Genomic DNA, 15057 nt, shown 5'->3' on the forward strand with positions numbered 1-15057 from the left:
TCAAAGACTAATTTTAAAAATATCGATTAAAAACATTTTAATGAAAGCGTGAACATTTATCAAAAAGCACCACAACTTCAATTCTTTAAAAATGAATCTCCTAAATATCGCGTCCTATCCCACTTAATTTTTTAAATACATAAAAGGAGCCATTCGAAATATTTCGAACAGCTCCTTCAAAAAATAATTGAGATATAATTACTATTTGCTATAAAAAGTCTTGTATTCTTGGTAGACTTTTTCCACTTCCGAAAGCTTTAGATAGCGTGCGCTAATGTCTGAAGAGAAATTATCAGAACGAACAGTAACCACTAAGTGGGCGCGCTTGTTTGAATGGGCCAACCAAATAGACTGTTGGACTGACATTGCCTGGATTTTATCCATGGGAATGTAGAAGGTTTCCTTAGTAGAGAAGCGGGCGTCTTGAACAACTAGAATGCCTTCATCAGCATAGAGTTGAACCGCCGTACAAATCCCCTTGTACCAGCCGTTTGCAGCCACCAAAACCGTTAGCAAGGCCGCTAGTGTAATCGCCCACCAAAGATGCACAAAGTAAAGAATCCAACCGGCGAAGATCCAAAGAAGGAAAATGCCGTTACGAGCCATGGTCAATGACTGGTAGTAACCGGCTGAACCAGACAAATCATCTTCTTCCGGTACGATTTTTGGCAGCCAGTCATGCACCAGCTTAGTCGCTTCCTTTGCCTTGACCATGGGCATTAGGGTCGGCTGACTCTTTGTCACATCGTCATCCCCATTCCGATCCGTAATGATTAACATACGTACGGATGCATAGCCAAGCAAACGCCGAATCCAAGACTGATTGACCTGCACACTTTGGATTCGTGATTCAGCTAGGGAAAGTGAACGTCTTTCAAAAAGGCCACGTTGAATCAGCAACTGCTGCTTTTCTTGCTTCACTGAAAAGCCGTAGTAGACAATCACTGTCTTCACAATGTTGAAAACAAAAAGCACAATGATGAATAAGAAAAGCAGCGCCGATGCCATGACTAGACCGTGGGCAGTGGCTTCCGAAAAGACAGTCTGATAAATCTTACCGTCATGGTCAAAGTGAGAAGAAATCCCCCAGAGCACAAAGAATTGTGCGACTAGTTCTGGGGCCGTCATCGCGTACAAGAGCAAAGCGGGTAACTGAACAATATAATCTTCCCGGCTCGATGACTCACTGGCAGCTGACCTTGTTAATTGTTCAGCTAGAGGCTTTTCAGCCTCCTGCAAGGCATTAAAATCTGCCTGCTTTGAGGCCAAACCCTTGTCGACCACCGCCAATAACTCAGCTAAGGGCTCTGACTGGTTCGCTTGCTTTTCCTTTAGCACCCAAGTTACCCAGCTTGGCACGATGGGTAATTGAATTTGATTCTCCTTCTCCCCACCATGACCGGCTGAATCAACGGAAATCTTTTCCAATTGAAAGGGCTTTAAAAAGAACCACTGCGACTCGTGAATGTTTTGAATTTTTTGATAAGGTAAATGCCGGACCTTACGGTTAATAATGCCGCTTGAAAAGACCAATTCACTTTCCGTTAACTGGTAGGTCGACATCGCGTAGTCAATGATTTCATAACCCAGCCACAGGATAAAGGCCAGTGCCCACTGCCAGGGCTTCAAATGGAAAAAGACAATCAGCGAAATAAGGGACACAACCAGGGCCTTCCCATCCAAAATAATATGCTCAATCAGGGCAAATGGATGAAAGTGCTTAGGCTTCATGGCGAGCCTCCTTGGCTAGGCGCATTACCTGGTCCTTAAAAGCAATCGCTTCGTCATGGGTGAGCGCTTCCACTTCGTAATGGGAACCACCAGTTACCAGCACGACTTTTTGCAAATGAAAAAGCTGTAATAATGGTCCCTGATCAAGGTCCACGTTTTGGATTCGATCAATCGGAATGGCCGTTAAACGTCGGAAAAAGAAGCCCTTCTTAATCTCAATATCTGTTTCATTCACACGGTAACGGTAAATGGCGTAACGGTAATGAACGAGACCAAAACCACACAAAGTCAAAATCGCAATGGCAGCGTACAAAAGAACCAATACCCAACTTGGCAAAGTCCAGTCCGTCCACTCTGGCAAAAATACTTGTAAGCCAATAACGACGGCTAAACCAACCGCCGTCCCAATCGCTTCGACAATATACCAAATCGTCTTAATTTCTTTCGGTAATGCTTTCATCTTCTCTCCCAAATAAAAAGTCAGAACAGGTAGCTGCTTGTTCTGGCTTTTTAAGTATTTATTGTATTAAATCGTCCAAATTGTATAAGTAAACGTATAAGATAATTACTTATTTGCGGACAAAATAGCTTGATGTACCGCATGGCGGAAACCATTCTCTTCAAGGGCCAGTACACCCTTAATCGTGGTCCCACCAGGGGAAGTAATCTGCCCCTTTAAGTCAGAAAATGACAAGTCGGACTGCTGTGCCAGACTAGCTGTCCCACGTACAACGGAAGCAATAATATCGAATGCGACCGTTCGGTCCATCCCCTTCGAAACGGCGGCATCTTCCATGGCATCCATCAAAACATCAATGAAGGCTGGTGAACAACCACCAACGACACCAGCGATTCCGATTTGGTCAGGCTTTACTTCGACAACATCGCCAAGGGCAGCCAACAAGGCATGCACACTTTGCTTTTCTTCATCGCTAGCCTGAGCAGACTGGGCCAAGGCGATGGTTCCCGCATTCACAGCAACCGGAATGTTTGGAATAAAGGTAAAGACCGTGTTACCTGAGGCAACGGCAGCCAAATCGTCACTGGCAACACCTGCTGCGGCTGACAAAACCACGGTTTTCTTTGAGAGACCCGCTTCCACCAAGCCCTGCAAAACAGAAACCGTCACCTTAGCAGGAACGGTGAGCATCAAGATATCAAAGTCCTGACCAGCAAAGGTCGCCTTATCAGACATCCCTGAGATGCCCAATTCGTCCGCCTTCTTAGCATTTGATGAAAGGGCAATCACTTGCAAATCATTCAATTCATCTTGCTTTACCATGCCTTTAACAAGGGCTGAACCCATGTGACCTAATCCAACAATTCCGACTTTCATGTGCGACCTCCAAGAAGTTTTCTTCCTTGTATTTTAACAGAAAAAGACGGTCAGTCCTAAATAAAAATAGCCTTCCCGGTAGCGGGAAAACTATTATCTAAAATACAATTGAATTAACGCAAGCGAGCTTGGTATTCTTTTGTTTTCTCTTCATAACCGGGCTTACCCAAGAGAGCGAACATTGCTGTCTTATAGGCTTCCACACCAGGTTGATTGAATGGGTTAACGGCGAAGAGATAACCAGAGATGGCAACGGCCTTTTCAAAGAAGTAGATCAAGTAACCCAAGGTGTATTCATCCTGCTTTGGCAAGTGAATGGCCATGTTTGGCACACCACCATCAACGTGGGCTAGGACAACTCCTTGGAAGGCCTTGGTGTTAATCTCATCGATTGTCTTACCTTCTAAGTATCCTAAGCCATCGTTGTTATCGCTTAGCTTTGGCAAGTCCATGTCAACCATTGGGCTATCAAGCTTCACGACCGTTTCAAAGAGGTCACGACGTCCTTCTTGAATATACTGACCAAGTGAGTGCAAGTCTGTTGAATAGTTAGCAGAAGATGGGAAGATGCCCTTTTGGTTCTTACCCTCTGACTCACCCATGAGCTGCTTCCACCACTCTGCTAAGTACTGCATACTTGGCTCCCAGTTTGCGAGGATTTCGCTCGTGTAGCCCTTATCGTAAAGGATACGTCGGATAGCAGCATAACGATAAGCCGCGTTCTTCTTCATATCCGCTTCAGTAAAATCGCCTTGACTAGCCTTGGCACCTTCCATCAAAGCATCAACATTGGCCCCTGCTGCCGTCAAAGGCAAAAGTCCAACCGGCGTCAACACTGAGAAACGACCGCCGACACCGTCAGGAATCACAAAGCTCTCATAGCCAGCCTTCTGGGCTTCATCATGCAAAGCACCCTTTTTACCATCAGTCGTCGCATAGATTCGCTTTGCTGCTTCTTCCTTACCGTACTTCTTTTCAAGGAGTTCCTTGAAGACACGGAAGGCGATGGCTGGTTCCGTCGTCGTTCCAGACTTTGAAATAACATTAATGGAGAAGTCCTGGTCGCCAATTGTCCGAATCAAATCATTAATATAGGCTGACGAAATGGAGTTTCCAGCAAAGTAGACTTTCACACCGGACCGTTGCTGGTTGGCCAATTCGTTATTAAAGACGGGGTTCAAGAAGTCGATGGCCATCTTAGCCCCAAGGTAAGAACCACCAATTCCAATCACAATCAGAACATCAGAGTCTGATTGAATCTTCTCAGCAGCTTGCTTAATGTGTGTCAATTCATTTTGGTGGACATCGGCTGGCAGTGTTAACCAGTCGGTAAACTCAAATCCCGCACCAGAACGGTCTTTTAGCTGTTGATCAGCTACCGTCACTAGTGGTTGAATTTCATCTAATTCATTTTCAGATACAAACTTATTTACGTTCTCACTATCAAATGTAATGTATGCCATTTTACTTCCTTTAATTATTCGAACTTCATGCGATTCACGTACTATTGATTACTACTTATCGATCGATGGCAAAGGCATGACCTTCACCTGCAATCAAGACCTTTCGGGCTAACTCAAAGTCCCCAACGGTGGCTGAACCGTTATTTTCAGCTTCAGGCATCGTTAAGTACTCATCCAAAGGAGGAATGTCAACGTATCCATTTAGTTCTTGGTCGAAGTGCTTCCGAATCATATCTAAGAACTTTGGTGAAAGTACCCCACCACCGAATACAATTTTGTTCGGACGGACAGTCAATGTCGTTTGCACGGCTGCCTGCGCCAAGTAGTAAGCCATGATATCCCAACTTGGATCATCAAGTGGCACATTCTTTCCATTCTTTCCGGTACGAGCTTCAAAAGTCGGACCAGAGGCCAAACCTTCAAGACAGTCCCCGTGATGTGGGCATAGACCGCCAAAGGCCAAGTCATCAGGATGACGCTTGACTTTTACGTGTCCCATTTCTTGCAGACCTAAGGCACCAATAAAGTGGCCGTCAATTACAATCCCGGCACCAATTCCAGTACCAACGGTGTAATAAACAACAGAGTCAATTTTCTCACCCCGCTGCTTGGCCGCTACATACTCACCGTAGGCAGAACCGTTAACATCCGATGTGATAAAGACTGGGACATCGATGGCGTCTTTAATGGTCTTGACCAAGTTAACGTTTCGCCAAGCAATCTTTGGCGTGTTATTTGTAATCACGCCATAATCCGCTTGATCTAAACGAACTTCAACGGGTCCAAAAGCGGCAATACCAATTGCGTCCAATTCCGGAAAGCGCTGAAAGAATTCAACTGTTTCTTTCAGCGTCTGCTCTGGTACCTTTGACGAAAATGTTTCTTGTTCGATAATTTGATACTTTTCATTCCCAACGGCGCAAACAAACTTCGTTCCACCAGCTTCAATACTTCCAAGTAACATAACATTTTCCTCCTATGTCTGTACCGGTAGAATAGCACGATGATAAGAATAATGAAAGCGCTTTCACAAACCGGAATAATTCCCCTTATATCAATAAAAAAGCCCTTATTAGGGTACTAATACAAAGACTTTAAAAAGTATTTTTGACTTTCTTTAATCCGAGGGCGGAGCAGCCTGATAAACGTTCAAAATATTGAAGAGCAAAATTCTTTTTTTATTTTCTTTTTTTCTAAGTTATTTAAGCTTGTTTATTAAGCAGCAGGAACAATACAAAAAAGTCGGTCACAAACCATTTGGTTCGTAACCGACTAAATCATTAATCTTTAATTTTAATTTGTGCAACGATAGCTAGGAAAACAATCCAGATAATTGAAAGGATTGTTGTAAACATCGTTGCCTTGGTGATGAGCATCAGAATAAAGATGAGGCCCAAGAAGATGATGGTCAAGTAATCAGACCATGGTGAGAATGGCAACTTAAACATCTTAGTTCCGCTAACATTCCCCTCCTTAACCTGCTTCTTGTAAACCAGGTGTGTGACCATCAAGGCCATGTAGATGATCAAGAAGGCGGCGGAAGCAGTTGATGAAATCAAGTTAAAGGCATCCGTTGGGAAGAAGTAGTTCACAACAACTGACAAACCAACAATCAAAGTTGAAAGGTTGATAGCGGCACGTGGAATGTGGTTGCGGTCCAAACGACCGAAACGGGACTTAGGTCCAGCCAATGAGTAAAGCATCCGGCCAGTCGTAAAGAAGGCCGAGTTAATGGCGGAAGCAGCGGCCGTCAACACAACGAAGTTGATAATGGCAGCGGCTGATTGAATCCCAATTCCTGAGAAGACCTGCACGAATGGTGACTCACCCGCCTTGTAGTTGGTCCAAGGTTGGATAATCATGATGGCTGACAAGGCACCAATGTAGAAGACCAAGATACGAAAGACGATTGAGTTAATCGCACGTGGAATGGTCTGCAAAGGATCCTTTGTTTCAGCGGCCGTTACCCCGACGAATTCGACTCCCAAGAAGGAGAAGAAGGCCATCTGGAAGGCAGCCAGCAAGGTGTTTCCATGGTTGGCAACCAAACCGTGTGACCAAAGTGTTGAGAACTCCGTTGTTCCCATTGAAGTCTTGACGTGACCCAAGGCCAAAATTAAACCTGTTCCAATCATGGCACAGATGGCGATAATTTTAATCATCGAGAACCAGAATTCTGCTTCCCCAAAAGCCTTCACGGCAATGATATTCACTAGGTACAAAGCCACTAGGAAAGCTAATTCCCAAGGCCAAGTTGGCATATCTGGGAACCAGTAATGCATGTAGGTTCCAATGGCCGTCAGCTCAGTCATGGCAATGACAATCCAGCCAATCCAGTAGGTCCAGCCAAGAACAAAGCCGGCTTTCTTACCAAGGTACTGTGTCATGAAGTCAATAAAGACGGGCTTGGAATCATCTGAAATTAACAATTCTCCCAAGGCACGCATCATCGCAAAGACAAATAGTCCTGTAATAATGTAAACCAATAGGATGGCAGGACCAGCCTTTGAAATAGAGGAACCAGCTCCCAAGAAGAGCCCAGTTCCAATCGTCCCACCAAGGGCAATCATGGCCACGTGACGGTGGGATAGTGTTCGGGCAAAGCCCTGTTTTTCATTCGACATACAAATACTCCTTTGTATTTCCTCTCTAGTAGTTTATACTATGCACATAAACAAGTAAAACTAAACCTTTTCAATTTAAAGTGAATTTTACTCACTTTAGATAATGGACACTTTTGAGGATTAAGTATGAAAACTTTCACCTATCAAATTTTCGCATCGGTTGCTGAGAACGCCTCCTTTAAAAAGGCAGCCAAGGAATTAAATATCACGCCTTCAGCAGTTTCCCACGCCATTGCCAACATGGAAAATGAATTAGGTCTCCCCCTGCTCATTCGTAACCGGTCTGAAATGGTACTTTCCCAAGCTGGCAAGGAACTCTTGCCAATGGTTGAGCGACTCCTCAACGAAGACCGTCAGATCCACGCCCGTGCTGCTAAAATTGCTGGCTTAGAAGGTGGTAGCATCCGTATCGGTGCCTTTTCATCGGTCTGTGTCACCTGGCTACCAACCATTATTCACCGTTTCAAAAAGAAGCACCCCGGTGTTAGCATTAACATCATTCAGGGTTCCTTTAAAGAAATCGATCAAGGTGTTTCCCAGGGACGAATCGACATCGGCTTTTCGACTTTCCCGTCATCTGAGAGGCTGGATTCCGTTAACCTCATCAACGATGAACTGAAGTGTATTACAGCCAATGACTTTGTCCCTAAAAACGGCCAGTCAATTGGCTTAGCCGACCTCAAAAATCAACACTTCATTCTCCAGCGTGCCGACTACGATGCCGATACCAAAGTCGCCCTGGATGAATTAGACGTCCAGCCCCAAGCCATCAACTACTCCATCGATGACCAGTCAATCATCGCCATGGTCGAAGCGGGAATTGGCTGGGGTATCCTTCCCGACCTGGCTTTAACCCGTCTTTCGGGCGAAGTAAAGGCATATCCCTTCCAAACGCCCTACTTCCGTCACCTAACCCTGGTCACCAATCCTTCGGTTGCTGATGATCCGTTAGTACAGGAAATGAAGTCTGAGATTCTTCAGTACATTGCGGAAGAAAAATGAAAGAAAAGTGCCCGAAAGATTCAATCTTTCGAGCACTTTTTTTAATACTGTGATAAATATAGGACGATAAAAGTCGAACACATAATCAGGGCAATCCAGACAAAGCCAAATTTCTGATATGGGTATGACCGATAGCGAGTCCGCACGGCTCCCTCCTGGAAACCGTGTGAAGTCATCGCCATCGCTAACATTTCAGACCAACGAATGGCATGAATCAAGGCCTTAAAATAAAGCGTGGGCTGGTACCAATGAACGGCCTGCCCCCGCATGTACGAAGCGGCTTGAATACTTCTAAAAGTCTGCTTAAAACGCGGAATGAAATTGAGCGCGGCTAGCATCCCATAAATAAAGGTAGCCGATAATTTCAGATTCTCTTCCAATGACTTTAGCAAAACCGATGGGCTCACCGCGTTGGTTAACCAGGCCCCCACAAAGATGAAGAGGCCGACACGTGAGCCCATCATGTAGGCCGTGTGTAACCGCTCTGACAAGTTTCCTACCGAATAAAGGTAGAAGGACCAGAAAGTAGCCAGCGTCGGTAAGAGCGCAATGAAGAAATAGCGCAGGATACGCTGAATTCGAATCCCCTGAAAGAGCAGTAAGCCGATAAAGAAAACATACAAAACAACGTTTAAAGTAAAGGACTGTGTTAAGGCAACCTCCAGTGAAATCAGTAGTGATAAGTACAGTCGCTGACTGGCATTCATTGTACCACCTCCTTCTCTTCAACCAATTGATGCTGTTCTAATTGAAGGTGGCGGTCAATGTAAGGCAGAATTGGCTCAATTTGATGGGACACATAGATAACCGTCAAACCGAGGTCCTTCTGACAGTGATGAATCAAAGCTAAGACCTTTTGCACCGACTGCTCATCTAAACCAGCTAGAGGTTCGTCTAAGAGTAGGACCTTTGGCGCCATGATTAGCATGAGAAGTACCTGCAGTTTCTTCTGCTGACCACCCGAAAGCGTATAAACCGACCGTTTCAATAGATTGCCTAGCCCTAGTTCATGAAGTTGGCAATTAACACGGTCCCTTGTCCAGTAATTTTCTTCATAAGAATTCGCTAGAACCTGCTCAATTTCCTCTGCAACTGTAATGGACAAAAATTGATCCAGCGCTTCTTGAAAGACAAGGCCGACCCGCCGGTAATACTTGGCCGCCTTCCACTTTTTGAGTACTTTACCTTCAAAGTGAATACTCCCCTCGTATTCCTGTAGCTTTGCAAGGGCTTTTAAGAAAGTAGACTTACCAGAACCATTTGGTCCAGTTATCAAGATCACTTCCCCCTCGTGAATAGCCAACTCCTCTTGAAAGATCAGCAAACGGTGGTCGTTACTAATTCTCAGGAATTCGGCTGTAAACAAGGTTTGGCTATCTTTTGGCTTGGAAAGCGGATAATCAATGTCTTGAAGCTCTACCGGCCAATCCTCTTGTGCGACTTTGCTCAGCCGGCCGTTATCAAAGCGGTAAAAGTCGCTCATCTTATCAGCATAACCAGCCCACTCATGGTCAGCAACCATAACCGCGTAGCCCTCTTTCGAGAGCTTATACAGCAGTTCCTGTAAGTCCTTACGCGACTGCTGATCAACCGAAGCAAAGGGCTCGTCTAACAAGATGTAGCGTGCGCCCAGCGCCAATACTTCGGCCAGAGCCACCTTCTGCAACTCCCCACCCGAAAGTGCTTGTAAAGAACGGTTGCGAAAGTCAGACATACCAACCTTCTTTAAGGCCAGTTCAATTCTTCTCTCAATGTCTTTTTCATCAACCTGAATGTTCTCCAAAGCAAAGGCCAACTCTTCTTCCACAGTTGGCATGGCAAACTGCTCCTTTGGATTTTGAAAAAGCAGTGCTAATTCAGCAGCCCGCTCGTTAGCCGGAATCTCTGTCAGCTTTCTCCCGTCTAAGCTAACAGAACCAGAAAGCTTTCCACCATACTGCGGATAAAGTCCCGCTAGTGCTTTTAACAAGGTCGACTTACCTGAACCAGATTCTCCCATAATCAGGGTCAAAGAACCCGGTTGGATTTCTAAGTCGAGATTGGAAAAGATTGATTCCTTCCGGTAGGAAACGCCTAACTGATTTGCAAGTAAGGCCATAATCCCCTGCTCCTATTCTGCTTCGTCAACAGGAGACATAAAGTGTGAACGATCCAAGAGCTTTTCAATCCAGTTAACCAAGACACCACCAAAGAAAAAGATGGATAGGTAACGAACGACAAAGAGTGCAGCCATCATTGGAATTGAGTAGTTCACATAGCCTGAATGGTAGAGGTTCCAGATAAAGGTCACCACTGTTCCAGTCAACGTTGACAACCACAAACCAGTCTTCCAGTTCTTGTAGCCAGTCAATGTAAAGCCAACTTCAGAACCAGCACCTTGAATCAAACCAGAAAGCAAGGTTGCCACTCCCCAGTAACCACCCATAAACATCTCACCGGCTGCACCAATCATTTCAGCTAGCAATGCCGTTCCAGGCTTTTTCAAAATGTAAGCTGCCAAAGGCCCGGCCATCATCCACACACCGATGGTGAACGAGCCAGTAAAGGCCTGCAAGCCGACCGCGGCAAAGGCACCAGTTAATACTTGATATACCGGGTCCATCAAAAAGTAAATGACTGAAAAGATAATTCCAATCATTGCCAATAGGATGGCGTCCCGAAGTGTCCACTTGTTTGTATTTTTCATGCTTTTCCTCCTTTTTTGAAGGGGAACCATTGATTATCGCAATAAAAAACCGTCTGCATTAGACGGAGTCTAACACAAACGGTTGCTAAATAGCTTTATTGTGCGAACTCCCTACGTCGGTATTAACCGGACAGGTTCAATGGGTGTTATCTCAACCAAAAAGGTACCCCAGTTCTTTATGCAATTAAATACGAGTATTATACTAACGGTAAATCCATATTTATGCAAGCTATTTTATATATTTTTTTATAGTGACCGCGCAATAATCAAAATTCCAAAGGCCAATAGGTAGAAGGCAATCATCCAAACCATGACTGACGCTGCTAGCATTGGTGAGAAGAGCATCACGAATCCTAAGAAGACTGACAAGCATCCTAAGAAGGTTGTCCAAAAGGCAACTCCCCCACTCAATGGACGAACAACACGGGCCATGTAAATTTCAAAGATTGAATCCCAAATAAACCAGATGGCAAAGAGAACACCAATCACTGAGATGCCGGCCATGATGTGACCAATAAAGAGAACGGCAATCACAACGTCCAGAATAACGGTGACAATCCACCATCCTGAACTAGCCTTTGCCATCTTTCGATCTGACCAAGCTTCGTAACCAACAATGAAAGCGTGAAGCAAAGCAAGGAATCCAAACAAGTAGGACAAAGAAACCAAAGTTGATAGTGGCCGACTAAAAATTGCAACGGCCATGACAATAAACAAGGCTCCAACAGCAATTGACCACCAATTTCGTTCACCATTATACTCTCGCATTATGTTTCTCCTTTTTTCATTTATTAGCGGTTACCTATAATCACTCTAAGTAATCACTTCTCTACAACTCCTATTGTAAGTCTTCTATCTAACTTTGTTAAGCTAAATTAAAAAAAGAGACCGAAGTCTCTTTTTTTTGTTGATATTACTTTGAAGCCTTTGCAACAGCTGCCATTGCAACAGATGATACATAGTTAATTGGTTGACCAAAGTTTGGCTGGAAGAAGAAGTCAGTCATTGACAATTGGTCAATGGTCATCTTATTTTCGATAGCCAATGAAACCAAGTTAGCAGCCTGTGAAATGTCATGCTTTGACATGAAGGCACCACCGACGATACGGCCAGTTCCCTTTTCCCAAGTCAAAGATGCTTGCACTTCAGTTGTGCTCAACATGAAGTCAGGACGGTAGTCTTCTGAAATCGTTACGGATTCTGCATCAACACCCTTCATTGCTGCTGATTCCTTAGTCAAACCAGTTGCAGCATAAGCCAAGTCGTACAATTCAACGGCTGAAGTTGCTTGTGTTCCTTGGTAAGCCACTGATTTGTTTTCGATGTTCTTACCAACCAAGATTCCCTGACGAACAGCGTTCGTTGCCAAAGGAATGTAGTCGTACTTTTCAGTTGGGTTGTAGAAGACCGTTGCTGCATCACCGGCAGCAAATACATCAGGAACAGAAGTTTCCATGTATTCGTTCGTTTCGATGGCACCGTTCTTCAACATATCAACTTGTCCCTTGAAGAGACCAGTGTTTGGCAAGAAACCAATTCCCAAGATAGCGATGTCAGCTTCATAGGTTCCCTTATCAGTGGTTACCTTCACGCCGTTTTCAGTATCTTCAAATGATGAAACCATTTGGTTCAATTCAAGTTCAACGCCGTGCTTTTTGTATTCTTCTTGGAAACGTGATGAAAAGTCTTCTGAAGTATTCTTAGCCAAGACACGGTCCAAACCATCAATCAAAGTTACCTTCTTACCAGTAACTGACAACTGTTCAGCCAATTCAGCACCGATATAACCGGCACCGATAACAATGGCAGACTTAATGTCTGAAGTAGCTTCCTTCAATTCGTTGGCGTTGTCCCAGTTCTTTGAGTCAAAGACCTTATCTGAGTAAATACCAGGCAAGTTTGGCTTGATAGCCTTTGAACCAGTAGTAATCACGATCTTATCGTAATCAGCAGCTGTTTCCTTACCAGATGCAAGGTCCTTATAAACCAAGTGCTTAGCAGCCAAATCGGCTTCCGTCACTTCAGTTCCCATGTGCATGGTAATACCCTGTTCAGTCAATGATTCAGGTGATTCGTAGAACATCTTACTTGGTGAAGAAACATGGTCTCCAATCCACAAGGCAATCCCACAGGACAAAAATGAAACTGTGTGATTTTTTTCGAAAACATCGATCTGTGCGTCAGGATGTTCTGCCTTCGTCTGCTTAGCGGCGAAAACGCCGGCGTGGGTGGCTCCAATAACTGCTACTTTCATGAATAACTCCTTAAGTTGCTCACTTACTTTTCTAATTGTTGAATTTATTGTACTTTTTTTAATTTAATTTGTCAAGAATTTCACTAACATTTCACATATGAAAAATTGCAACAAAAAAGCACCCTCACGGGTGCTTTAAAGTTTATTACTTAACAGCTTCCTTCAATGCCTTACCAGGCTTGAATGCAGGAACCTTTGATGCAGGAATTTGGATTTCTTCCTTAGTTTGTGGGTTACGTCCCTTACGGGCTGCACGTTCACGAACTTCGAAGTTACCAAAGCCAATCAATTGAACCTTTTCGCCCTTCTTCAAGGCGTCTTCGATTGATGACAATACGGCTGCAACAGCCTTGTCAGCATCCTTCTTTGTTAAACCAGTCTTCATTGCGACTGAATCGATCAATTCTTGCTTGTTTGCCATTCCTAATCTCCTTGCAAATCTTAATTTAGAATACCCGCTGGCGATATACTCGTAGTTCGGGTGGGAACGCTACCGTAGCAACTTCCATAAGACAAGCTTAGCACAACTAAATTAAAATGTGTAGCCAAATGCCCTATTTTTAACACTTGAAACGTTAATTTAATAGGCTTTGCAGCCTTTTTACTTACGTTGACGAATAATTAACTTAATTGGGGTTCCTGAGAAGTCAAAAGCAGATCGAATTTGATTTTCTAGGAATCGCTGATATGAGAAGTGCATCAGCTCAACATCGTTAACAAAAACAACAAAAGTTGGTGGTGCCACTGCAACCTGCGTTGCGTAATAAACACGCAAACGACGGCCGTTATCAGTTGGCGCTGGGTTCGTTGCCAAAGCATCCATCAAGACATCGTTCAACATTGATGATGAAATACGCTTCTGATGGTTCTCGTTAACCGAGAGAATCAAATCTGGCAAACGGTCCAAACGCTGCTTTGTCTTTGCTGAAACAAAGACGATTGGTGCATAATCCAAGAACTTGAAACGATCACGAATCATGTTCTCAAAGTCCTGCATGGTATGCGTATCCTTTTCGATGGCATCCCACTTGTTAACAACGATGACCAAGGCCTTACCAGCATCGTGGGCATAGCCTGCAACGTGTGTATCTTGGTCACGGATACCCGTTTCGGCATCCAAAACCATCAAGACCACTTCAGAGTCATCGATGGCCTTCATGGCACGCATAACAGAATACTTTTCCGTATTCTCATAGACCTTACCACGCTTACGAATTCCGGCCGTATCAACCATCACGAACTCGTCCCCTTCTGGGGTCATAAAACGCGTATCAATGGCGTCACGGGTTGTTCCTTCAATGTTTGACACAATCATTCGGTCTTCGCCTAAGATTGCGTTAACAATTGAAGACTTACCAACGTTTGGACGTCCGATAATTGAGAAACGGACGGCTTCATCATCTTGCACGGCGGCTTCGTCTGGGAAGTGCTTAACCACTTGATCCAAGACGTCACCCAATCCGATTCCGTGGGAACCAGAAACTGGGTAAGGATCGCCTAATCCAAGGGAGTAGAAGTCATAAATATCTGAACGCATTTCAGGGTTATCAACCTTGTTAACTGCTAAGACAACGGGCTTATCCGTTCCATAAAGCAAGTTAGCAACGGCCTGGTCATCGGCTGTTAAGCCTTCACGACCAGAAACCACCATGATAATCACGTCGGCTTCATCAATGGCCACTTCAACCTGGCCACGAATTTCAGTTAGAAATGGCGCGTTCCCCATTTCCAAACCTCCGGTATCAATTACACGGAAGTCGTAGTTCAACCATTCTGCACGAGCGTACAAACGGTCACGAGTAACGCCGGGCATATCTTCAACGATAGCCATGCGTTCCCCAACAATTCGATTAAAGAGCGTTGACTTACCGACGTTTGGTCGGCCGACAACAGCTACAATTGGTGCTGCCATAATCTGCTCCTTTCTTTTTAAATATAAAAAAAGACTGGCAAGCCAGCCT

General features: G+C 44.5%; 14 protein-coding genes and 1 riboswitch. Of the genes, 1 reads left to right on the forward strand and 13 read right to left on the reverse strand.

The features are described 5' to 3' along the window. Positions 1-201: 201 nt before the first annotated feature. The 6 genes from BMZ93_RS02185 to BMZ93_RS02210 form a co-directional block, all read right to left on the reverse strand. Positions 202-1731 (reverse strand): PH domain-containing protein, encoded by a 1530-nt coding sequence (locus tag BMZ93_RS02185; RefSeq protein ID WP_091501721.1) that lies wholly within the window; start codon positions 1729-1731, stop codon positions 202-204. Further along, entirely contained in the window at positions 1721-2191 is a 471-nt protein-coding gene (locus tag BMZ93_RS02190) for a PH domain-containing protein (protein WP_091501723.1), read from the reverse strand. The genes BMZ93_RS02185 and BMZ93_RS02190 overlap by 11 nt, the downstream gene beginning before the upstream one ends. Before the next feature lie 105 nt (positions 2192-2296). Next, on the reverse strand, positions 2297-3067 hold the full coding sequence (locus tag BMZ93_RS02195) for a pyrroline-5-carboxylate reductase family protein (RefSeq protein ID WP_091501725.1): 771 nt from the start codon (positions 3065-3067) through the stop codon (positions 2297-2299). Positions 3068-3180: 113 nt separating this feature from the next. Continuing rightward, a complete protein-coding gene (locus BMZ93_RS02200; protein ID WP_091501727.1) occupies positions 3181-4530 on the reverse strand; it encodes a glucose-6-phosphate isomerase in 1350 nt (449 codons plus the stop codon). A gap of 55 nt (positions 4531-4585) precedes the next feature. Continuing rightward, a complete protein-coding gene (locus tag BMZ93_RS02205; RefSeq protein ID WP_091501729.1) occupies positions 4586-5494 on the reverse strand; it encodes an ROK family protein in 909 nt (302 codons plus the stop codon). 316 nt (positions 5495-5810) lie between these two features. After that, the gene (locus tag BMZ93_RS02210) at positions 5811-7154 is read right to left on the reverse strand and encodes an amino acid permease (RefSeq protein ID WP_091501731.1); all 1344 of its coding nucleotides are present in this window, start codon (positions 7152-7154) and stop codon (positions 5811-5813) included. Positions 7155-7280: 126 nt separating this feature from the next. On the opposite strand from BMZ93_RS02210, the gene BMZ93_RS02215 reads away from it, so the two are divergent. Beyond that, entirely contained in the window at positions 7281-8156 is an 876-nt protein-coding gene (locus BMZ93_RS02215; RefSeq protein ID WP_091501732.1) for a LysR family transcriptional regulator, read from the forward strand. Positions 8157-8197: 41 nt separating this feature from the next. Here the strand turns inward: BMZ93_RS02215 and BMZ93_RS02220 are convergent, their stop codons facing one another. The 7 genes from BMZ93_RS02220 to der form a co-directional block, all read right to left on the reverse strand. Beyond that, positions 8198-8863 carry an energy-coupling factor transporter transmembrane component T family protein gene (locus tag BMZ93_RS02220; RefSeq protein ID WP_091501734.1) on the reverse strand — a complete coding sequence of 222 codons (666 nt, stop codon included), beginning with the start codon at positions 8861-8863 and terminating at the stop codon, positions 8198-8200. Next, the gene (locus tag BMZ93_RS02225; RefSeq protein WP_091501736.1) at positions 8860-10254 is read right to left on the reverse strand and encodes an ABC transporter ATP-binding protein; all 1395 of its coding nucleotides are present in this window, start codon (positions 10252-10254) and stop codon (positions 8860-8862) included. The genes BMZ93_RS02220 and BMZ93_RS02225 overlap by 4 nt, the downstream gene beginning before the upstream one ends. A 12-nt stretch (positions 10255-10266) precedes the next feature. Then, the gene (locus BMZ93_RS02230) at positions 10267-10842 is read right to left on the reverse strand and encodes an ECF transporter S component (RefSeq protein WP_091501738.1); all 576 of its coding nucleotides are present in this window, start codon (positions 10840-10842) and stop codon (positions 10267-10269) included. A gap of 91 nt (positions 10843-10933) precedes the next feature. Continuing rightward, a riboswitch (TPP riboswitch) is annotated at positions 10934-11023 on the reverse strand. 65 nt (positions 11024-11088) lie between these two features. Beyond that, complete coding sequence (locus tag BMZ93_RS02235; protein ID WP_091501740.1) at positions 11089-11610, reverse strand: HdeD family acid-resistance protein; 522 nt, start codon at positions 11608-11610, stop codon at positions 11089-11091. 145 nt (positions 11611-11755) lie between these two features. Next, positions 11756-13096, reverse strand: coding sequence for an FAD-dependent oxidoreductase (locus BMZ93_RS02240; RefSeq protein WP_091501782.1), 1341 nt, complete (start codon positions 13094-13096; stop codon positions 11756-11758). A 145-nt stretch (positions 13097-13241) separates the two neighbouring features. Beyond that, on the reverse strand, positions 13242-13517 hold the full coding sequence (locus BMZ93_RS02245) for an HU family DNA-binding protein (protein WP_010690891.1): 276 nt from the start codon (positions 13515-13517) through the stop codon (positions 13242-13244). A gap of 180 nt (positions 13518-13697) precedes the next feature. Further along, complete coding sequence (gene der / locus BMZ93_RS02250; RefSeq protein ID WP_091501784.1) at positions 13698-15008, reverse strand: ribosome biogenesis GTPase Der; 1311 nt, start codon at positions 15006-15008, stop codon at positions 13698-13700. Between the last annotated feature and the right edge of the window lie 49 nt (positions 15009-15057).

This window comes from Fructobacillus durionis (assembly GCF_900112405.1).
In the GTDB taxonomy this organism is placed as follows: domain Bacteria; phylum Bacillota; class Bacilli; order Lactobacillales; family Lactobacillaceae; genus Fructobacillus; species Fructobacillus durionis.